At 65.4% G+C, this 18,341-nt stretch carries 20 protein-coding genes; 9 read left to right on the top strand and 11 right to left on the bottom strand.

The genetic code is table 11. The features are described 5' to 3' along the window. Positions 1 to 54: 54 nt before the first annotated feature. Positions 55 to 861 carry a TauD/TfdA family dioxygenase gene (locus E1H18_RS16725; protein ID WP_172270524.1) on the bottom strand — a complete coding sequence of 269 codons (807 nt, stop codon included), beginning with the start codon at positions 859 to 861 and terminating at the stop codon, positions 55 to 57. 240 nt (positions 862 to 1,101) lie between these two features. Here E1H18_RS16725 and E1H18_RS16720 point away from each other — a divergent pair, with 240 nt between their 5' ends. The 3 genes from E1H18_RS16720 to E1H18_RS16710 all read left to right on the top strand — a co-directional run bounded on the left by E1H18_RS16720 (position 1,102) and on the right by E1H18_RS16710 (position 5,360). Beyond that, positions 1,102 to 1,767 carry a GntR family transcriptional regulator gene (locus E1H18_RS16720; protein WP_172270522.1) on the top strand — a complete coding sequence of 222 codons (666 nt, stop codon included), beginning with the start codon at positions 1,102 to 1,104 and terminating at the stop codon, positions 1,765 to 1,767. Between the two features lie 674 nt (positions 1,768 to 2,441). Further along, positions 2,442 to 3,362 carry an IS1595 family transposase gene (locus tag E1H18_RS16715; RefSeq protein WP_172270520.1) on the top strand — a complete coding sequence of 307 codons (921 nt, stop codon included), beginning with the start codon at positions 2,442 to 2,444 and terminating at the stop codon, positions 3,360 to 3,362. 1,695 nt (positions 3,363 to 5,057) lie between these two features. Further along, on the top strand, positions 5,058 to 5,360 hold the full coding sequence (locus E1H18_RS16710; RefSeq protein WP_172270518.1) for a hypothetical protein: 303 nt from the start codon (positions 5,058 to 5,060) through the stop codon (positions 5,358 to 5,360). A 151-nt stretch (positions 5,361 to 5,511) separates the two neighbouring features. On the opposite strand, the gene dmpG is transcribed toward E1H18_RS16710, so the two are convergent. Next, on the bottom strand, positions 5,512 to 6,525 hold the full coding sequence (dmpG, locus tag E1H18_RS16705) for a 4-hydroxy-2-oxovalerate aldolase (RefSeq protein WP_172270516.1): 1,014 nt from the start codon (positions 6,523 to 6,525) through the stop codon (positions 5,512 to 5,514). A gap of 2 nt (positions 6,526 to 6,527) precedes the next feature. Further along, a complete protein-coding gene (locus E1H18_RS16700; RefSeq protein WP_172270514.1) occupies positions 6,528 to 7,487 on the bottom strand; it encodes an acetaldehyde dehydrogenase (acetylating) in 960 nt (319 codons plus the stop codon). Between the two features lie 91 nt (positions 7,488 to 7,578). On the opposite strand from E1H18_RS16700, the gene E1H18_RS16695 reads away from it, so the two are divergent. The 5 genes from E1H18_RS16695 to E1H18_RS16675 all read left to right on the top strand — a co-directional run bounded on the left by E1H18_RS16695 (position 7,579) and on the right by E1H18_RS16675 (position 11,748). Next, positions 7,579 to 8,400 carry an aspartate dehydrogenase gene (locus E1H18_RS16695; RefSeq protein ID WP_172270512.1) on the top strand — a complete coding sequence of 274 codons (822 nt, stop codon included), beginning with the start codon at positions 7,579 to 7,581 and terminating at the stop codon, positions 8,398 to 8,400. A gap of 90 nt (positions 8,401 to 8,490) precedes the next feature. Next, on the top strand, positions 8,491 to 9,189 hold the full coding sequence (locus E1H18_RS16690; protein ID WP_172270510.1) for a GntR family transcriptional regulator: 699 nt from the start codon (positions 8,491 to 8,493) through the stop codon (positions 9,187 to 9,189). A 92-nt stretch (positions 9,190 to 9,281) separates the two neighbouring features. Beyond that, a complete protein-coding gene (locus E1H18_RS16685) occupies positions 9,282 to 10,505 on the top strand; it encodes an NAD(P)/FAD-dependent oxidoreductase (protein ID WP_172270508.1) in 1,224 nt (407 codons plus the stop codon). Between the two features lie 23 nt (positions 10,506 to 10,528). Beyond that, positions 10,529 to 11,053: a cupin domain-containing protein gene (locus tag E1H18_RS16680; protein ID WP_172270506.1), complete on the top strand. Its 525-nt coding sequence runs from the start codon at positions 10,529 to 10,531 to the stop codon at positions 11,051 to 11,053. A 263-nt stretch (positions 11,054 to 11,316) separates the two neighbouring features. Continuing rightward, entirely contained in the window at positions 11,317 to 11,748 is a 432-nt protein-coding gene (locus E1H18_RS16675; protein WP_172270504.1) for a hypothetical protein, read from the top strand. Between the two features lie 42 nt (positions 11,749 to 11,790). Here E1H18_RS16675 and arsC read toward each other — a convergent pair whose 3' ends face one another. From arsC to E1H18_RS16660, 3 genes are read right to left on the bottom strand one after another with little or no spacing between them, the layout of a single operon-like run. Next, positions 11,791 to 12,198: an arsenate reductase (glutaredoxin) gene (arsC, locus tag E1H18_RS16670; RefSeq protein ID WP_172270502.1), complete on the bottom strand. Its 408-nt coding sequence runs from the start codon at positions 12,196 to 12,198 to the stop codon at positions 11,791 to 11,793. Beyond that, entirely contained in the window at positions 12,195 to 12,863 is a 669-nt protein-coding gene (locus E1H18_RS16665; RefSeq protein ID WP_172271206.1) for an MIP/aquaporin family protein, read from the bottom strand. The genes arsC and E1H18_RS16665 overlap by 4 nt, the downstream gene beginning before the upstream one ends. Then, a complete protein-coding gene (locus E1H18_RS16660) occupies positions 12,863 to 13,204 on the bottom strand; it encodes a helix-turn-helix transcriptional regulator (RefSeq protein ID WP_172270500.1) in 342 nt (113 codons plus the stop codon). The genes E1H18_RS16665 and E1H18_RS16660 overlap by 1 nt, the downstream gene beginning before the upstream one ends. A 54-nt stretch (positions 13,205 to 13,258) precedes the next feature. On the opposite strand from E1H18_RS16660, the gene arsH reads away from it, so the two are divergent. Continuing rightward, on the top strand, positions 13,259 to 13,990 hold the full coding sequence (arsH, locus tag E1H18_RS16655) for an arsenical resistance protein ArsH (protein WP_172270498.1): 732 nt from the start codon (positions 13,259 to 13,261) through the stop codon (positions 13,988 to 13,990). Positions 13,991 to 14,224: 234 nt separating this feature from the next. Here the strand turns inward: arsH and E1H18_RS16650 are convergent, their stop codons facing one another. The 5 genes from E1H18_RS16650 to E1H18_RS16630 all read right to left on the bottom strand — a co-directional run bounded on the left by E1H18_RS16650 (position 14,225) and on the right by E1H18_RS16630 (position 18,234). Continuing rightward, complete coding sequence (locus E1H18_RS16650; protein ID WP_172270487.1) at positions 14,225 to 15,034, bottom strand: protocatechuate 3,4-dioxygenase; 810 nt, start codon at positions 15,032 to 15,034, stop codon at positions 14,225 to 14,227. Between the two features lie 3 nt (positions 15,035 to 15,037). Next, positions 15,038 to 15,301 carry a hypothetical protein gene (locus E1H18_RS16645; protein ID WP_172270485.1) on the bottom strand — a complete coding sequence of 88 codons (264 nt, stop codon included), beginning with the start codon at positions 15,299 to 15,301 and terminating at the stop codon, positions 15,038 to 15,040. 3 nt (positions 15,302 to 15,304) lie between these two features. Further along, positions 15,305 to 16,159, bottom strand: a complete 855-nt coding sequence (locus tag E1H18_RS16640; RefSeq protein ID WP_172270483.1) for an alpha/beta fold hydrolase — start codon at positions 16,157 to 16,159, stop codon at positions 15,305 to 15,307. Continuing rightward, entirely contained in the window at positions 16,156 to 17,322 is a 1,167-nt protein-coding gene (locus E1H18_RS16635) for a Rieske 2Fe-2S domain-containing protein (RefSeq protein WP_172270481.1), read from the bottom strand. The genes E1H18_RS16640 and E1H18_RS16635 overlap by 4 nt, the downstream gene beginning before the upstream one ends. A gap of 120 nt (positions 17,323 to 17,442) precedes the next feature. Beyond that, on the bottom strand, positions 17,443 to 18,234 hold the full coding sequence (locus E1H18_RS16630; RefSeq protein ID WP_172270472.1) for a 2-keto-4-pentenoate hydratase: 792 nt from the start codon (positions 18,232 to 18,234) through the stop codon (positions 17,443 to 17,445). Positions 18,235 to 18,341 lie beyond the last annotated feature (107 nt).

Below are 18,341 nucleotides of genomic sequence, written 5' to 3'. Positions count from 1 at the left end.
AGAAAGGGCCGCGCCTCCTTCGAGGCGCGGCCCTTTTTGCTGAGGCGTGGGACCCTAGTAGTCGGCGGGGTTACCCTCGACCTGCACCCGGAAGCCCGAGCGCAGCTGCGGGAAGTAGTCCCACACCGCCAGATGCTGGGTGCAGCGGTTGTCCCAGAAGGCCACCGCATGCGGTGTCCAGCGGAAGCGGACCTGCCAGTAGGCGTTTTCGGCGTGGTTATAGAGGTATTGCAGGAGGGCGTTGCTCTCCTCGCGGCTGACGCCGTTGATGTGGCTGGTGAAACCGCGGTTGACGAACAGCACCTTCTTGCCGGTCACCGGATGGGTGCGGATCACCGGGTGGACCGCCTTGGGGAACTTGCCCTCGGGATCGAAGCGACCGAAGGCCAGAGCGCCGTCGTGGGTCGCCGTCAGGGTTTCCAGATAGGTCTTCATGCCCGGCGACAGCGCGTCATAGGCCGCGTACATGCTGGCGAAGATCGTGTCGCCGCCCAGGGTCGGCAGGGTGTGCATGTAGAGGATGCTGCCCATCGGCGGCACCGCCAGGCACGACATGTCGGTGTGCCATTCCTCGCCGGCGACGTGCTTGGACGTCTCGTCGGCGTGCAGCTTACGCACCTCGGGATGGTCCGGCAGGCCCTTCAGGGCGTGGGCCTGCAGCTCGCCGAAATACTGGCCCACGCGCTTCAGCGAAGCCGGGTCCAGCGTCTGGTCGCGGAAGAAGATCACCTGATGGTCGGCGATCGCCTGGTTCAGGTCGGCCAGCTGGTCGGCCGAGATCGGCTGCGACAGGTCGATGCCGCTGATTTCGGCGCCCAGGGTCGGCGTCAGTTTCGACGCGGTGATGGTCTTGTAGGCCATGAAGGAAACTCCGGTCCGTGGACGCCCGACTTCTGCGGGTCGTCCTCCCCCTTGAAAAACATTGTCGCCGGCCTCGCCGGCCGGCTTTGTCATACAAAGCAGATCGGCCGCACGATCTCAATTTCTTTGTATACAGTATGCAGAAAATCGACGCCTAACGCCGCCATTGCATACAGCATGCCGATTGCGTCGGCGCCGCCCCTCCCCTAAGCCAGCCAGGGGATTTCGACGGAGACGGGGATGGTCAGGAAGACGGGCGACATCGCACCGGGAGAGCGCCTGCGCGACCAGGTCTATCGCCGCATGCGCGAGGAGCTGCAGTCGGGCGCCCTGGAGCCTGGCCGCCGCCTGGTCGAGACCCAGCTGGCCGAGACCTATGGCGTCTCCCGCACCCCCATCCGCGAGGTGCTGCTGCAGCTGTCGCGCGAAGGCGTGCTGACCCAGCAGGAGCGCGGCTTCCTCGTTCCGATCGACACCCAGAAGGACATCCTGGACCGCCTGGAAATGCGCCGCCTGCTCGATGCGCGCCTGGTCCGCCACGCCGCCCAGGAGGCGACGTCCGACGAGATCCGCGCCCTGGCCAAGGCGCACGAACGCCAGGAAAAGGCCCACGCAGCCGGCAAGGCCAAGGCCTTCATCGACGCCAACGCCGAGTTCCGAACCCTGCTGCGCGAAATGTGCCGCAACGCTCTGCTGCGTCGCTGCGCCGGCATGGTCGACGATGTCTTCCAGACGATGCGCGGCCGTATCCATGAGACCCCCGAAAACCGTGACCTGACCCTGGCTTGCGACGCCCAGATCCTGAAGGCCCTGCAGGACCGCGACCCCGACGCCGCCGAGGCGGCGGTGACCGGCTTCGTCGATCGGCTGCTGGCCTACTACGAGGCGCGCGCGGCGGGCGAATAGGCGCAAGACGGCGCCGCTTCACGCGATTCCTCGCTGAAGTTGGATGGAGAGGCGACGGAGCGGCCGGGCGAACCCGGAGACCGTAAGGTTTGTTTGTGTTTCGGCTCGCGAGCCCGCTCCGCCAGGTTGTTCTTGTCCGTGAGGGCGGAGGGCGTGGGCCTTGTCGGCCCGGGACTCCAAGAACCCCCGGACGGGCGCAGAGCAAGTCGATCGGCTACATCCGTCTCGACCCCGACGCTCCACGATAGGCGGCTTTAACGGTCACCGCCCTGTCGCTCCGCTGAAGGCTTGATCCCGAACGGTCCCGTCACCCGTACGCGCCCCTAAAGAGTAAGCCGCACGACCTGACCAAACCGTCCGGGAGCCATCAGCGGCCCCGCTCAACCTATCCCCGTCGCCGCTTTGGGCCGGATCCAAGCGCCCTCCCCTTGCGACGGGGACCAGATGAGTATGGGGCAGGGCTGAGCGCGGATGATGGAATGGCGCGAGAAATCGACAAGCGATTGATTTCGTTTGGTCTGGAACCGCGAATGCCGTGGATAGAACACGCGGAACGCCCGTGCCGGCCCCTCCACCGGCGTTCGCCGGTCCCCCTCCCCCAAAGGGATTTATATACGTGCTTGACCCAAAATGAGAGGTGAGGGATAGTCAGATCACAGTCGGGAGCAGCCGCCGTGATCCAGAAATTCGACAACCTGATCCAGCTTTTCCGGGCCTTTCCGACCGAACAATCGGCCATTGATCACCTGACCGCGACGCGCTGGGCTAACGGAAAGTTCTGCCCTCTGTGTGGCAATGCCGACGAGGCCAAGATTGGAACGTTGAGCGGCACGAACACCCACAAGTGCTACTCGTGCCGCAAGCGCTTCTCCATCAAGGTCGGGACGATCTTTCAGGACACGAAGCTTCCGCTACGCACTTGGTATGCGGCTATCTGGATGATCACGAACCATCCGAAGGGCATCGCCTCGACGACGCTGGCGACGGATCTGGGGATCACTCAGAAGTCGGCCTGGTTCGTCCTTCATCGCCTGCGCCATGCTGCGCGCACGGACAGCTTCAACGCGCCCCTAAGCGGCGACGTTGAGGTTGATGAGACCTATGTGGGTGGCAAGGAGGCTAACAAGCCCAAGCGCCTCCGAAAGCGCGTCAATGGCACGGCCGGTAAGACCGCCGTTGTGGGCGCCGTAAGCCGTAATGGTGATGTGGTCGCTCGCGTCGTCACTTCCACCAACACGGCGACGCTCGACGGATTCGTTCACCAGCACGTCTCGGCTGATGCCTACTCGGTTTCAACCGACGAGCACGCTGGTTATCGCCTGCTAGGCCGAACCTTCAATCACGGCATTGTCCGTCACAGCGCTGGCCAGTACCGCAAGGGCGACTTCCACACCAACTCGATTGAAGGCGTTTGGTCGCAACTGAAGCGCCAGATCATCGGCGTTCATCACTGGGTCTCTCCGAAGCATCTGGACCGCTACGTCGGTGAGATGGCCTATCGCTACAACCGTCGTAGCGAAGCCAAGGGCCAACGCTTCGCCGACCTCCTCGGCAAGATCGAATGCCGCCTCACCTATAAGGCGCTCACCGCATGACCAGCCCGAAGACGGAACCGCCGCTTTTCCTAGACATGGGATTTGGAGAGGCCTTGGCGCGCTTCATACAGACGAAGCCGGAAGAGGTTGCTCCACCGCCAGGGCAAAAGACAAAAGCCCCCAGGCCGAAACCTGGGGACCCTGGTGTTATCGCCTCTGGTAAGGCGAAGGCCGGTGGTAAACGCGGACCCTCGTAGGGCGTCCATTTTGTATGCGCCAATGAGCGCGGACGGTGGTATGCTTACGCATAGCCTTTTTCCTTCTTGGTGGGGGATTGAGACTTCTGAAAGCCGCTCCGGGCCAGGAGCGGCTTTCTTCGTTTCATGGACATCACATCGGCTTCCCTCCAGTTCATGGCTGAAGGTTGAAGGTCCGAAAAATCGGCGCCAAACGCTAAGTTAAATCTGCAAAACCAATTCTGCGCTATTTTCGCCTAATTGATGGATTTCCTCGACTTTTTGTCATTCCAAGCTTGGATATCTCGTCTTTAACGCGCTGTTCCGAAACCGCAGAATTGGGGAAAGCACTTCGCGCAGAATTCAGAAATGTGCGGAACGGAGCACCTGGGTTTGCCCCTCCGAAAGCTTCAGCCCACGACCTCAGCTCGCTCAACCCGACCTTTGGCTTTCGCAAGCTTTTGGGATCGCTTTTTGGTGGATCAAGAGAGGCCACGCTTTGCGATAGTTGGGTCTCTATGCGCGAAGTCGGAGCCATCCTCTCAACCCCAACAGGCTCAAACCGCACGCCATATGCATTGAAGGAGACTCCCCGCTGCCCTGAGGTGAAACCCCTGAAAGTGCCTAAGATCCAGAACTGAAAGTCTGTTCCGGTAGACCAATCGTCCCATATGGTTCTAGCCAGAACCACAAACTGATGGGCAGTGCCGCCAACCACCAATGTCTCAGCGGCAGCCCTGATTAGTCCGTCCTCTAAGCGGCTAGCAATGTCATCCTGCTTTACCGTCGTCGGGACGGTTGGGCCGATAAGGTCAAGCGCCTGGCTTGGCGTCAGCCAGTTTCCGTACTCGACTTCACTGATTTTGCCGGCCGATATCATCGGGACCTAAGCTCTGACGCCCACATCAGAGAGTCAATTTACAGTCTCGCTCTGCCGGTCTCGCTTTCGACCCTACCGCGTGGCAAAGTGGACTCACCGCCCAAGCCTTGATCAGCGACGGCGGCGCGCATCAGCGCTGAGACGCAAGGGACCCCCTTTGTCGGGCGGCTCCCCAAATAAAACACCTCTCGTAGGGAATACGGGAGGCGCGTCTCCTTGCGTGCGCGTGATCAACCGTCCCGGCTCCAGGCCGGGCAACGCGGGGATTTACATGCGCAAGGTTCTAGCAGCGGCCATCGCCGTCGTTGCTCTGGGTGGCTGTGTCTCAACAACCATGAAGCAATCTGTCGGGCTTCCGATTGAAGAGGCCTACATGCGTCACGGTCGGCCGGTGAACGAGTTCGATCTTCCCGATGGCCGTAGAGCTTTTCAATTCCGGGTCGGAGGCGGAACAGCAACTCTTCCACAGTACGGAACGGCCACGGCAACGACGGTAGGCGCCACGACCACCGTAAGCACGATGACAACGCCAGGAATGGTCCACTCCGAGGGATGCCTGACAACCCTGATCGCGGCCAAGCGTGGAACCGGATGGGTCGTCGAAGAGTCTCGCGTGCCTAAGCAGTTGGTGTGCTGACCATGAAGGACAAGATTGCACTGGTGGCCGCTATAGGCGCCCTTATCGGTATCACCGCTTTCCTCGTTCTCGGCACCGACGCCAAGTTCTGGACCGGAGCCTCTGTCGTTGCTGGCCTCTATATGCTGGCCATGATCGTCGATCGTGTTGGACGAGTTGCTGATGCAGCCGAAGAAACGCGCGACCTAACTCGCGAGATGGCCGTTAACGTCGAGCGCAGCAATCACAAGCTCAACGACATTGCGGAGGCCTCAGTAGGCACGCCTCAAGCGCCTCGCAGGAATCTACTGCAAGGCATCAGCTAGGAGGTAGGGCACTGTCTTTATCGTACGGTGCCTTTCCATTTTGGGTCACTCAGGTATATAAACCCCTCCCCCAAAGGGGGAGGAGAGATTTATCCGCCCCGCTTGGGGGCGGACAGACCGCGCAGCGGTCAGGTGGGGGCCTGTGCTGAGCTTACCCCGCCTTCGCCAGATCCAGCGCCACATCGGTGATCATGTCTTCCTGGCCGCCGACCATGCGGCGCTTGCCCAGTTCCAAGAGGATCGTGCGCACGTCCAGGCCGTGGTCCTCGGCCGCCTTTTCGGCGTGGCGCAGGAACGACGAATAGACCCCCGCATAGCCCAGGCTGAGGGTCTCGCGGTCGACGCGGACCGGGCGGTCCTGCAGCGGGCGGACCAGGTCCTCGGCGGCGTCCATCAGCTTGAAGAGGTCGCAGCCGTGGTTCCAGCCATAGACATCGGCGGCGGCGATGAAGACTTCCAATGGCGCGTTGCCGGCTCCGGCCCCCATGCCCGCCAGCGAGGCGTCGACCCGGATGGCGCCGTTCTGGACGGCGGCGATCGAGTTGGCGACGCCCAGGGACAGGTTGTGGTGGGCGTGGATGCCGCGCTCGGTCTCGGGTTTCAGCACCTTGTCATAGGCCTGCAGGCGCGCGGCGACGGCGTCCATGGTCATGGCCCCGCCGCTGTCTGTGACGTAGACGCAATGGGCGCCGTAGGTCTCCATCAGCAGGGCCTGCTGGGCCAGGGCCTCGGGCGGGCTCATGTGGCTCATCATCAGGAAGCCGGCGACGTCCATGCCCAGGCCGCGGGCGTATTCGATGTGCTGGCGCGAGACGTCGGCCTCGGTGCAGTGGGTGGCCACCCGCACCGAGCGCACGCCCAGCTCGTAGGCGCGCTTGAGGTCATGCACGGTGCCGATACCCGGCAGCAGCAGGGTCGTCAGCTTGGCGTGGGTCAGGACCTCGCCGACCGCCTCGATCCAGGCCCAGTCGGTGCAGGCGCCGAAGCCATAGTTGAACGACGAGCCCGACAGGCCGTCGCCGTGAGCGATCTCGATGGCGTCGACCTTGGCCTCGTCCAGGGCCTTGGCGATCGTGCGGACGTGGTCGACCGTGTAGCGGTGACGGATGGCGTGCATGCCGTCGCGCAGGGTGACGTCCTGGATGTACAGCTTCTTGTCGGTCATCTTCAGGCCGCCTTCTCAGCGCGGTGGGCGACGATGGCCTCGGCGGTCTTCAGCGCCGCGGAGGTCATGATGTCCAGATTGCCGGCATAGGCCGGCAGGTAGTGGGCCGCGCCCTCGACCTCGAGGAAGATCGTGACCTTCAGGCCGGTGAAGGCCTGGTCCATCTCGGGGATGAACAGCGGGGCGTTGTCGCCCAGGCGCTCGAACTGCACCTTCTGCTTCAGGCGATAGCCGGGAACATAGGCTTGCACCTCGCGCACCATCGCCTCGACCGAGGCCTCGATGGCGGCGGTGTCGGCGTCGTCGCAGAGGCAGTAGACCGTGTCGCGCATGATCAGCGGCGGCTCGGCCGGATTGAGCACGATGATCGCCTTGCCGCGCGTGGCGCCGCCGACCGTTTCGATGGCGCGCGAGGTGGTCTCGGTGAACTCGTCGATATTGGCGCGGGTGCCGGGGCCGGCCGACTTGCTGGCGATCGAGGCGACGATCTCGCCATAGTGGACCTTGGCCACGCGACCGACGGCGGCGACCATTGGGATCGTCGCCTGGCCGCCGCAGGTGACCATGTTGACGTTAGGCGCATCCAGATGCGCCGCGCCGTTGATCGGCGGCACCGTGTACGGACCGATCGCGGCCGGGGTCAGGTCGATCACCTGTTTGCCATGGGCGCGCAGCACCGCGTCGTGATGCTTGTGAGCGCCGGCGCTGGTGGCGTCGAAGACGATGGCGATGTCGGCGAAGTTCGGCAGGGCGACCAGGCCGTCGATGCCGCCAGCGGTGATCGGCACGCCCAGGCGCTCGGCGCGCTTGAGGCCGTCCGACTCGGGATCGATGCCGACGAACGCTCCCATCTCCAGCGACTTGGACAATCGCATGACCTTGATCATCAGGTCGGTGCCGATATTGCCCGATCCGATGATGGCCACTTTCGTCCTGTGGCCATGGGGCGCCTGACTGTTCATCACTTTCCGATCCGCGAGCCGAAACCTGTCGCCCTGAAGGCGGATCTTTGTCATACGATATTATCTTAAGCGCGCAAGTCGGAGAGGCATGATGGCGGTTGGCGGACGTTTGGCCCTGATCGGTTACGGGGCCATCGGGCGGGAAATCGCCCAGGAAATGACGCGTCTGGGCGAGGCCGCCCAACTGGTCGCCATCCTGGTCCGCCCGGGCCGCGACGCCGACGGCGCGCCGGTGGTCAACGACCTGGAAGGCCTGCTGGCCGCCAAGCCCGACATCGTCCTGGAATGCGCCGGCCACCAGTCGGTGCGCGACTACGGCGCCGGCGTGCTGGCGGCAGGCGTCGATCTCCTGGTCTCGTCGGTGGGCGTGCTGGCCGATGCGGCGATGGTCGAGACTCTGTCGGCGGCCGAGGCGAGCGGCGGCGGCCGCGTGCTGCTGCCGGCCGGGGCGATCGCGGGACTCGACGGCCTGTCGGCCGCGCGCCTGGCGGGCCTGTCGTCGGTGACCTACACCTCGCACAAGCCACCGGAAGCCTGGCGTGGCACGCAGGCCGAGCAGTTGATCGACCTGGACCACACCGAGGACGAGGTGGTGTTCTTCGAAGGCACCGCCCGCGAAGCGGCCCTCGGCTATCCCAAGAACGCCAATGTCTCGATCGCCGTATCCCTGGCCGGAATCGGTCTGGACGACACCCGGGTGCGCCTGGTTTCGTCGCGCAAGGTCACCGATCCGCTGGGCGTGATCGAGGCCGAAGGCGCGTTCGGCCGCTTCCTGTTCGAGATTTTCGGCAAGGCCTCGGCGACCAATCCCAAGACCTCGGCCCTGACCGCCTACAGCCTGCTGCAGACCGCCCGCCTGGGAATCGCGCTACCCGCCTTGCGGTTGATCAAGGAGAACGCTCGCAGGACTTGATCTTTGCGCTATGCGCGGCTTTGAGAGTCTTTGTAGGATAAGCAGACAATCAGGCTTGGCCGAAGCCGCGCATGGAAAGCTGAGGACGCCTTGGAATACGAAGACCTTCGCATCGTCGAGACCCCGTCCCTGGTCCGCGATTATACGCTGGAAAAGCTGCGTAACGCGATCAGCACCGGTCTCTATCCGCCTGGCGCGCGCCTGGTGGAGCGCGAACTGTGCGAAGCCCTGGGCGTTTCCCGCACCTCGGTGCGCGAAGCCCTGCGCCAGCTGCAGTCGGAAAATCTGGTCGAGGTCAGCAAGCGCCGCAACATCAGCGTGGCGGTGATCACCTCCAAGGACGCCGAAGACATCTATCTGATCCGCGAAATGCTCGAAACCATGGCGATCCGCCGGTTCGTCGCCCTGGCCGACGACGCCGAGGTCAAGCAGCTGGTCAAGATCCAGAAGAGTTTCGGCAAGACCGCCAGCAAGAGCGCCCCGCGCCAGTTGGCCGCCCTGGCCGGCGAGCTCTACAACACCATCCTCGAAGGCGCCCGCAGCCGGGTGATCTCGGAAGTCGCCCGCCCGCTGCTGGCCCGCGTCAACTATCTGCGCGCCGTCTCGATGTCCGAGCCCGGGCGCATGGAAGGCGGCCTGGTCGAGTGGGAGGCCATGGTCGACGCCGTGGTCGCGCGTGACGCCGACAAGGCCGCCGAGGCCATGGCCCAGCACCTGCGCAACGCCCGCGCCGCCATCGTCGCCCGCCTGGAAGCGGACGAAAACCAAGCGGAAAAGGTCGCTTCTTAAGCAGCCCGGGGCAGCGCCCCGACAGCGCCAACTTATATGATTGTCATACAAAGATTCGAGCCCTAGCGTGTCTCCGTTCAACGGAGTTCGCTATGGCTTCCTCGCGTAAGGTCATCATTGTCGGCGCTGGTCCGGTCGGCGCGGTTCTCGCCTGGGCGCTGCGCCGCAAGGGCCTGCCGGTCGTTCTGGTCGAGGCCCTGGCCGAGCCCGAGATCGACTGCCGCGCCGCCTCGTGCCATCCGCCCACCGTGGCGATGCTGGACGACCTGGGCCTGCTGCAGGACGGGCTGGAACAGGGCCTGGTCTCGCCGGTCTTCCACTATCTGGACCGGCCGACGGCCTCGCTGATCGCCCGCTTCGACATCCGGCAGATGCAGGACGTCCCCAGCCACCCCTACGTTTTGCAGTGGGAGCAGTACAAGATCGTCAAGACGATCGTGCCGCGCCTGCAGGCCGACGACGGCGCCGAGATCCGCCTCGCCACCCGCCTGATCGACATCGAGCAGACCGCCGACGGCGTGAAGGCCCGCGTCCAGACCGACGGCCAGCCTGAAGAGATCATCGAGGGCGCCTATATCGTCGGCTGCGACGGCGCCCGCAGCACGGTGCGCAAGCTGACCGGCTTCGAATTCGAAGGCTTCACCTGGCCCGAGCGCTTCCTGAAGATCGACACCTATTTCGACTTCACCACGCTGCGGCCCGAGATCGACAATCGCAACTATTTCGCCGATCCCGACGAGTGGCTGAACCTGTTCAAGGCCCGCGGTCCTGGAGGCGACGGCCAGTGGCGCGCCGTGGGCCCCACCCTGCCCGAACAGACCGAGGAAGAGCTGCTGGATCCGGACTTCATCGAGGCCCGCCTGCAGAAGTTCTGCCCCAAGCCCGGCCGCTACGAGATCGCCACGGCGGCGACCTATCGCGTCCACCAGCGCGTGGCCTCCAGCTTCAACAAGGGCCGGGTGCTGCTGGCCGGCGACGCCGCCCACGTCAACAATCCGGTCGGCGGCATGGGCATGAACGGCGGCATCCACGACGCGGTGAACCTGACCGAGAAGCTGGCCCAGATCCTTCTCGAAGGGGCCGAGGCGCAGCCGCTGCTGGACCGCTACACTCGCCAGCGTCGCAAGGCCCAGACCGACTTCGTCCAGGCCCAGAGCATCCAGAACAAGAAGACCCTGGGCGAGACGGATCCGACCGTCCGCGCCGCCAATCTGGACGCCATCCGCACGGCCGGCGTCACGCCGGACCTGCACGACGCCTTCATCCGCCGCGCCTGCATGATCGACGCCGTCAAGGTCGCCGACGCGGTCCTCTGATCAAGACAAGGGAACTCAACGCCATGGCCGCTCGTCACCAGCGCCCCGCCCATCTCGAGAACGCCTCGCTCGAGGAGATCGCCGAGACGTACATCGCCAAGTTTGAGACCCGCGTGCCCGACTGGGACGCCTTCTCCGACGCCAATATCGACGGCTACCGCCGCGCCCAGCACCGCTTCATCGGGGCCGGCGCCTCGGGCAAGCACGACGCGGCGGGCGTCATCCCGGCCGAGAACTTCACCCTGTCGATCATGCTGGTCCCGCCCGGCCAGGGCAACGCCCCCCACACCCACGAAGTCGAGGAGGTGTTCTTCATCCTCAAGGGCCGCTGCGTGGTGTTCATCGACGACGAGGACGGCCGCCGGGTGTCCAAGGAGCTGGGCCCTTGGGAGTGCATCTCCTGCCCGGCCGGCGTCATCCACGGCTATGTCAACGAGACCGACGAGGACTGCTACCTGCAGGTCGTCCTGGGCCGCGGCCGCCCCGACGTCGCCGGCTTCGCCGACCAGACGCTGTTCGAGAACCGCGAGCGGCACCTGAAGGACTAAGGGCGCCCCACACCCCGAAACGCGAAAGGCGCTGGCGTCACGGCCAGCGCCTTTTTCATTGCCCCTCTCCCATGGGGAGAGGGAGGGACCCGCGCCCGCAGGGCGTGGGAAGGTGAGGGGTTACAGCCCAGGACGCCATCTGACTGGATAGGCCGCGCTTCGACCACAGACGACCAACGCCGCGGCGCTGAAGGCCCTGAAGCTTCACAGATGGGTGGCGAGCGGACATTGGCGCGGTGCGCTCTAGGTCGTAGCCTGCGACGATGAACAGCGCGCCCTTTCTTGCCGCCCTTCCAGACCATCTCGTCGCCGCTGTAGAGGTGATCGGCGGAAATGCTTCGTGGCCGCTCACCTCGATAGCGCTTGTGATAGAGGCTTACCGGGACGCGGGGATGATCAATCGGGGCGGCGACCTTCAAATCGTCCAAGACGGTTGCGCTTGGGAGTCGCCGAACCTCGGCGTCTGGATTTTCGATAGCGAGCTGACCGGACCAGAAAATGGGTTGGTCAACGAAGCGGCTAACCTGGCTTTGTCGAAGCTAGACGCACTAGATCGCGAGGCCCTGCGCGAAGATGCTGCTGCCGGCTGTCCGTTCTTCGCGGAGACCGCCTCGGCGATCGATCTGTCTATCCTTCGCATGACCTGGCGCGCCGAGCCGCCTCTGCCGCGAGCTGACCTCTCGAGCGCCGGCTGAGGGTGGTGAGCGGCCATCGCCACCCCACCCGGAACCAGGCGATCAGAGCTTCACGACCTCGCCGTCTTCCTTGGTGAAGCTTTCGGGCCGGCGGTCCAGCAGCTCCAGCACGACCTCCGACGGCCGGCACAGCTTCACGCCCTTGGGCGTCACGACGATGGGCCGGTTCATCAGGATCGGATGCTCGACCATGGCCTCGAGGATGCGGTCTTCGCCCACGTCGTCGGCCAGCAGGCCCAGCGCTTCGGCGGGCGTGCCCTTCTCGCGCATCAACTGGCGGAACGTTAGGCCCGCCTTGCCGGCGAGGTCCCGCAGCTGATCGTGCGTCCATCCGGCTTGCAGGTACTCGACGACCTGGGGCGCGTAGCCGGCGGCCTCGACCATGGCTACGGTGTTGCGCGAGGTGCCGCAGGCGGGATTGTGGAAGATGACGATTGAGAAGGCGGTCATGCAGGCGTTTCCGTTTTGAGAAGCCAGCCGAAGACGCCGGCCGCGAATAGTGCGCCGACGATCTGGGGCAGGATGAAGGCTGGCGCGCTGGATGGCGCGATGCCGGAGAAGGTGTTCGACAGGCTGCGCGCGATCGTCACCGCCGGGTTGGCGAACGCAGTCGAGGCCGTGAACCAGTAGGCGGCGGTGATGTAGAGCCCCACCGCCATCGGCGTGCTGTCCGGTCGGAACCGCACCGTGCCAAGAATGGTGGCGATCAGGCCGAACGTCGCTACGGCCTCGGAGAACGCCTGGCCGCCGCCGTCCCGCAGCTTGGTGGAGACCTGCAGGATCGCCTCGCCGAACATGGCGTGCGCGGCCCAGACGCCCAAGATTGCGCCCACGACTTGAGCGACCGGATAGATCAGGGCCAGCCGCCACGGCATCTCACGCCGCATGGCCGCGACCAGCGTGACGACGGGGTTGAAGTGCGCGCCGGAGATCGGGCCGAACACCGCGATCAGCACGACCAGCGCCGCGCCGGTGGCCAGGGTGTTGCCCAGCAGGGCGATGGCGACGTTCCCGCCCGCCAGCCGCTCGCCCATGATCCCCGAACCGACCACGACCGCCAGCAGCAGGGCCGAGCCCAGGCCCTCGGCGACCAAGCGGCGCGACACGCTCGTCATCAGCAGCATGCCTTGGCCCGGGCCACGACCTCGTCCAGCGGCGCGCAGATTTCGGGCGCGCCGTTGCAGCAGTCCTCCATCAGGAAGCCGAGAAGGCCGCTCATGGCGCCATAGTCGGCCGAATAGATGATCGAGCGGCCGTCGCGACGCGAAGCGATCAGGCCGGCGTGCGACAGGACATTGAGGTTGGCCGACAGGCTGTTGGGCAGGACATCGAGCGTCCGGGCGATGTCCCCCGCCGCGATTCCGCCCGGCCCCGCCTTCACCAGCAGGCGGAAGATCGCCAGGCGCCCCTCATGGCCGAGGGCGGAGAGCATGTTGACAGCGGGCTTCGATTCCATATTTCCAATATGCTAGAAATATCCGAGAATTCAATGATGCAGTTGGAGTCGCCCGTGACCGAGTTCCCCGCCCTCGACCCGAAGTTCCTCGCCCCGGTCGACCAGGACCGGCTTGAGGTCGCGACCCTGGCGACGCATCCGCCGCGTATCCTGTTGCTCTATGGGTCGCTGCGGGAGCGTTCGTTCAGCCGCCTACTGGTGGAGGAGGCCGCGCGTATCCTCCAGGCCATGGGGTGCGAGACCCGCGTCTTCGATCCCCGCGACTTGCCGCTTCCGGACGCCACGGGTCCCGACCATCCCAAGGTCCAGGAACTGCGGGCGCTGTCACTGTGGTCCGAGGGGCAAGTCTGGTGCAGCCCCGAACGCCATGGCGCAATCAGCGGGATCATGAAGGCCCAGATCGACTGGATTCCCCTGGAGATCGGCAGCGTCAGGCCAACCCAGGGCAGGACGCTGGCGGTGATGCAGGTCAGCGGCGGCTCGCAGTCGTTCAACGCCGTTAATACCCTGCGCTTGCTGGGCCGCTGGATGCGGATGATCACCATCCCGAACCAGTCGTCAGTGGCCATGGCCTACAAGGAATTCGACGAGGAGGACCGCATGAAGCCGTCCAGCTACTACGACCGCGTCGTTGACGTGATGGAGGAGCTGGTGAAGTTCACACTGCTGACGCGCGATCGGGCGGACTACCTGGTTGATCGCTACAGCGAGCGCAAAGCCGGCGGGCGTATCCCGGAGCACGTGGCGCTCGGCGCGGAGGCGATGAGGCACGAGGCGGCCAGCTAGCCGACCTTCCGAAAGTCTCGGAGGGGTCGCAAGCGGGAAATGACGCCTACTCTGGAAGCAGACCGTCAACGCGTCCAATGGCATGGCGCTGGCAGTTCAGTTGCCCGGCGTCCTGTAGATAGGGCGCATCCGCACAAGGCAGCGCGCCAAGGGCGGCAGAGGGTGTAACCTCTCACCCTCCCAACGCTTTGCGGCGGCCCCCTCCCCCTCTCTATGAGAGAGGGCTTCCCGGCCTCAAACGCTCATCGCCACGCCGCCCATGCCGCTGGCCCAGGACGGCAGGGACTCGTAGTAGAGGATCTCGCCCTTCGCCTGCGGCACCGCGCCGGCCATGGCGATCCAGGCGGCGACTTCCAGGCCGCCGTTGCCGGCCGCGTCCAGGATCTCGGCATTGGTCAGGCGGGTCAGTTCCTCGGCGTGGCCGCTGACTAGGTTCTCCATGAACCAGCGGTCCCAGTCCTCGTTGACCCGGCCTTCCTGCGGCACCGCCAGCCAGTGCGAGAGGCCGCCGCCGGCCAGCAGGGCCACGCGCTCGTGCGCCGGACGCTGCTGCTCGACGAAGCGCTTCAGCAGGGCCCCGGCGGTCCAGCACTGCGCGGGCGCCGGCGACGGGTCCAGCACCGAATTGACGTAGAAGATCGCCGTCGGGATCTGGCGCTCAGGGTCGGCCACGCCGTGCGGGATCATCACCCCGTGGTCGGGCCGCACGCCGTCCATCGCATCGACCGGCAGGCCCTGCTCGGCGCAGAACGCCGCCAGGCCCAGGGCGAAGTCGGGCGCGCCGGGGATCGGATCCGTCGGCAGGCCCATGTCGCCATAGGGCGTCAGCACGGCGTCCGCGGCGACCGCGAACGGCGCGGGCACGTCGACGCGGAAGTTGTTCAGGTGGTCGCTGGTCAGCACGACCAGCACATCGGGCTTCAGCGCCCGCAGGCGCGCGCCGATCTCGCGCATGCCCTGGAAGACGCGCTCGGCCTGGTCCTCGACGCCATCGGGCGCCCCCAGGACGTGGGAGGTGGCGAAAGCGCCGACGATCTGGCCCACGGGCTATCTCCGGTCGAAATAGTAGCTGATCGGGAAGCCCTTGATGGTCAGCCGGCCCGACCAGATCAGCCACTTCATGATCAGGTTCGGGTGGATGCCCAGGGCGTAGAGGTCGTCACGGTAGCCGGTGCGCAGCACCGGCCGCGCGTCGGCCGGCACGCCGAAGCGCTCGAACAGCGCCTCGTCGTCCTCCTTGACCAGACGCCGGTCGCCCGGCGCCTGGATCAGGTGGTGGATCATGTCGTGGACGCCAGCAGGGGCCGCCATGGCTCAGGCCGCCTTGGTCCGCTGGAGGAAGGCGTCGACGGCGGCGCAGAAGTCGTCGCGGCGCTCGATCATCGCCCAATGGCCGCAGTGGGGCACGATATAGCCCCAGCTGTTGTCCAGCAGCTCCAGGAACTTGTAGGCGCGCGGCAGGATGGACACGCCGTCCTGCTTGCCGTTCACCACCAGGGTCGGGTGCTTGATCTTGCGGACCTCGTCCTCCGGATAGTTCAGCGTGCCGGTGCGGGTCAGGGCGTTGATAGCCTGCAGGGCCGCCTTGATCTCGGGATCCTCGCAGAGGTCGTAACGGTACTGGACCATGGCCTCGGTCGGGACGAAATCCGGACCCGTCAGGCCGCCGATAACCCGGCGCATGCCCTCGACCGTGAAGTCGTATTGCAGGTTATGCAGCAGGTGCGCCGAGGGCTTTTCCGGGATCGGCAGGCCGGCGCTGCCCATCAGGACCAGCTGGCCCACCAGGTGCGGCCGGTCGATGGCCACGCCGATCGAGGCCGCGCCGCCCATCGAGTTGCCGACCAAAGCGACGCCCGACAGGCCCATGGCCTCCAGGAAGTCGCCCAGGTGCTTGTTACGACCCGGCTGGTCGTAGCGATAGCCCTCGGGCGAAGGCTTGTCGCTGTAGCCGAAGCCGATCATGTCCGGCGCGATGACGCGCCAGGACTTGGCGAAGATCTGGATGCAGTCCAGCCAGTTGCCATAGGCGTCGGCGCCCGCGCCGCCGCCGTGGACCAGCACCAGGGGCTCGCCCTGCCCGGCCTCCAGGTAGTGAGTGCGCACGCCGGCGGCGTCGATGAAGTTGGACGTGACGCCCGTGCCTTCCAAGTTGGGAACGCTGATCATCGCAGGTGCTCCGGCGTCTGGATGCCACGGTTGCAGCGGCTGGCCAGGCGCCGCCATTCCAAGAGGGTGACGTCCGGCTCACAGAGCATCTCGTCCACCCAGCCGAAGTCGTCCCTGTAGAAGGGCTCGGTCACTTCACGCGCCCAGATGTCGTCGGCGTTGAAACCGTCCAGGCCGTGCGGCTTCCAGATGGTCTCGAAGTCGTTGGCGAACTTCATCCGCTCCTCGTCGGTCGAGACATGGCCGCCGATGGTCTGGAAGTAGATGTGGCTCTCGCCGTCGATCGGCACATACCACTCGTACTGGTCCATGCCCTTGTTCGGGAACGAGTCGACCTTCAGCACGCCGGGCAGCCAGCACGAGGTCTTCATCGCCGCCGAGGTGCCCTGCACCGTGGCCGTGCGCGGACCGGTGACGACCACCTCGCCGTCGATCATGCCCTCCCACATCGGCTTGTGCAGTGCGAAGTCGTCGATGACGCCCTTGGGGCCATCGGGCTCCTCGACCGTCACCACAGCGCCCGGCAGCGGCGTGTGGCCGATCGGGAAATTGAAGGTGCGGTAGTGGCGGAGCGTGGTGTCCTTGTGGATGAAGATGTGCAGGGCGTCGAAGCCGTTCTCGGCCCCCAGGCGCCAGTTGGAATTCACCACCCGGTGCTTGCCCAGCACCATGACGTTGTCGTCCAGGAAGCCGGGCGGCACGTCGTGCCCCAGCGGCGGCGGCGGGCCGTCCTCGGTGTCGCCGATGAACACGAAGATCACGCCCTTGGCCTCTTCGACCGGGAAGGTGACGATCTTGCGCCGGCCGATCAGGCGGCTGTCGGGCACGGCCAGGATGTTGACCAGCTCGCCCGTCTGCACCCGGTAGGTGTAGCCGTGGTACCAGCAGGTGATGGTGTCCTTGGTGTAGCAGTCCAGCTTCTTGGACAGCGGCACGCCGCGGTGCAGGCAGCGGTCGCGGATGGCGAACACCTTGCCGTCGATGCGCTTGAGGATCAGCGCCTCGCCCAGCATCTTGACCGTGATGGCCTGGCCTTCCTCGATCTCCTTGGAGAAACGCACGGGATACCAGTGGTTACGGAAGCCGAGCTTCGCCTCCACATAACCCTTCCAGTCGCCGACGGCGTTGGCGACGTCCGGATTGACGAATTGCTGCTCGCTCATGCCCTACCCTAAAAACTGACCGACGGGCGAACCCATCTTTGTATGACAATATGACGCTATACGAAGGCGTCGATGGAAACCTGACCGCGCGGCGCATCCCGCCGAGCAGGCGCCCAGGTTTCAGGCGCCGTGATCAAAGCTGAGGCTGACCGTCCCGATGCCGGTGATCACCGCCTCGACCTGATCGCCCGGATTGACGACGGCCATGGGGCCCAGCGCGCCGGTCAGGATCAGCTCGCCGGCCCGCAGCGGCTGGCCCAGGGCGATGCTCTTGCGCGCCAGCCAGGCGGCCGCGTTCAGCGGATGGCCGAGGCACGCCGCCCCGGCCCCGCGCGAAACGGTTTCGCCGTTGACGCTCAGGGTCATCTCGCAGCCCAGCAGGTCCAGGCCCTCGGGCCGGCGCGCGGGCGTGCCCAGCATCACCAGGCCAGACGAAGCGTTGTCGGCGACGGTGTCGACGATGTTGATCTTCCAGTCGGCGATGCGGCTGCTGACGATCTCGATCGCCGCGATCACGCTGGCCGTCGCGGCCAGCACGCCTTCGGCGTCGATCTCGGGATCGTCGATGTCGGCGCCCAGGAAGATGGCGATCTCGGCCTCGACCTTCGGCTGCTGCAGCCGCCCATAGGGCACGACCTGGCCGGGCTCGTAGATCATGTCCGAGAACAGGTGGCCGAAGTCCGGCTCGCCCACGCCCAACTGCTTCTGCACCGCTTCGGAGGTCAGGCCGATCTTGCGGCCGGCGTGGCGTCGCCCCGCCTCGCGCCAGTGGCGGACCTGGGCCATCTGCACGGCATAGGCGGCCTCGGCGTCGCCGGCGGCGAAGTCGGGACTGACCGGCGCCAGCAGCGGGCCGTCATAGGCGGCCAGCAAACGCGCAGCGGTGTCCTCAATCAGATCAGCTTGAGTCATTCGGCCCCCAAGGCATGAAATTATGTATGACAAACTGGCAATCAGACCTATCAGCGAGACGCGACGGCGCCAATCCTTGCGCGGCTGATTTTTTGTATTATTGTCAT

Origin of the sequence: Caulobacter sp. RHG1 (assembly GCF_013181195.1) — a bacterium.
Lineage (GTDB): Bacteria > Pseudomonadota > Alphaproteobacteria > Caulobacterales > Caulobacteraceae > Caulobacter.
The sequence above is the reverse complement of the archived record's forward strand: the minus strand, read 5'-3'. Positions and strand labels throughout refer to the sequence as shown.

Coding starts and splice junctions, on each gene's coding strand:
- E1H18_RS16725 (WP_172270524.1), bottom strand. CDS start 861: ATGGCCTACAAGACCATCACCGCGTCGAAACTGACGCCGACCCTGGGC.
- E1H18_RS16720 (WP_172270522.1), top strand. CDS start 1,102: ATGGTCAGGAAGACGGGCGACATCGCACCGGGAGAGCGCCTGCGCGAC.
- E1H18_RS16710 (WP_172270518.1), top strand. CDS start 5,058: ATGAAGGACAAGATTGCACTGGTGGCCGCTATAGGCGCCCTTATCGGT.
- dmpG (WP_172270516.1), bottom strand. CDS start 6,525: ATGACCGACAAGAAGCTGTACATCCAGGACGTCACCCTGCGCGACGGC.
- E1H18_RS16700 (WP_172270514.1), bottom strand. CDS start 7,487: ATGAACAGTCAGGCGCCCCATGGCCACAGGACGAAAGTGGCCATCATC.
- E1H18_RS16695 (WP_172270512.1), top strand. CDS start 7,579: ATGGCGGTTGGCGGACGTTTGGCCCTGATCGGTTACGGGGCCATCGGG.
- E1H18_RS16685 (WP_172270508.1), top strand. CDS start 9,282: ATGGCTTCCTCGCGTAAGGTCATCATTGTCGGCGCTGGTCCGGTCGGC.
- E1H18_RS16680 (WP_172270506.1), top strand. CDS start 10,529: ATGGCCGCTCGTCACCAGCGCCCCGCCCATCTCGAGAACGCCTCGCTC.
- E1H18_RS16675 (WP_172270504.1), top strand. CDS start 11,317: ATGAACAGCGCGCCCTTTCTTGCCGCCCTTCCAGACCATCTCGTCGCC.
- arsC (WP_172270502.1), bottom strand. CDS start 12,198: ATGACCGCCTTCTCAATCGTCATCTTCCACAATCCCGCCTGCGGCACC.
- E1H18_RS16665 (WP_172271206.1), bottom strand. CDS start 12,863: ATGACGAGCGTGTCGCGCCGCTTGGTCGCCGAGGGCCTGGGCTCGGCC.
- E1H18_RS16660 (WP_172270500.1), bottom strand. CDS start 13,204: ATGGAATCGAAGCCCGCTGTCAACATGCTCTCCGCCCTCGGCCATGAG.
- E1H18_RS16645 (WP_172270485.1), bottom strand. CDS start 15,301: ATGGCGGCCCCTGCTGGCGTCCACGACATGATCCACCACCTGATCCAG.
- E1H18_RS16640 (WP_172270483.1), bottom strand. CDS start 16,159: ATGATCAGCGTTCCCAACTTGGAAGGCACGGGCGTCACGTCCAACTTC.
- E1H18_RS16635 (WP_172270481.1), bottom strand. CDS start 17,322: ATGAGCGAGCAGCAATTCGTCAATCCGGACGTCGCCAACGCCGTCGGC.
- E1H18_RS16630 (WP_172270472.1), bottom strand. CDS start 18,234: ATGACTCAAGCTGATCTGATTGAGGACACCGCTGCGCGTTTGCTGGCC.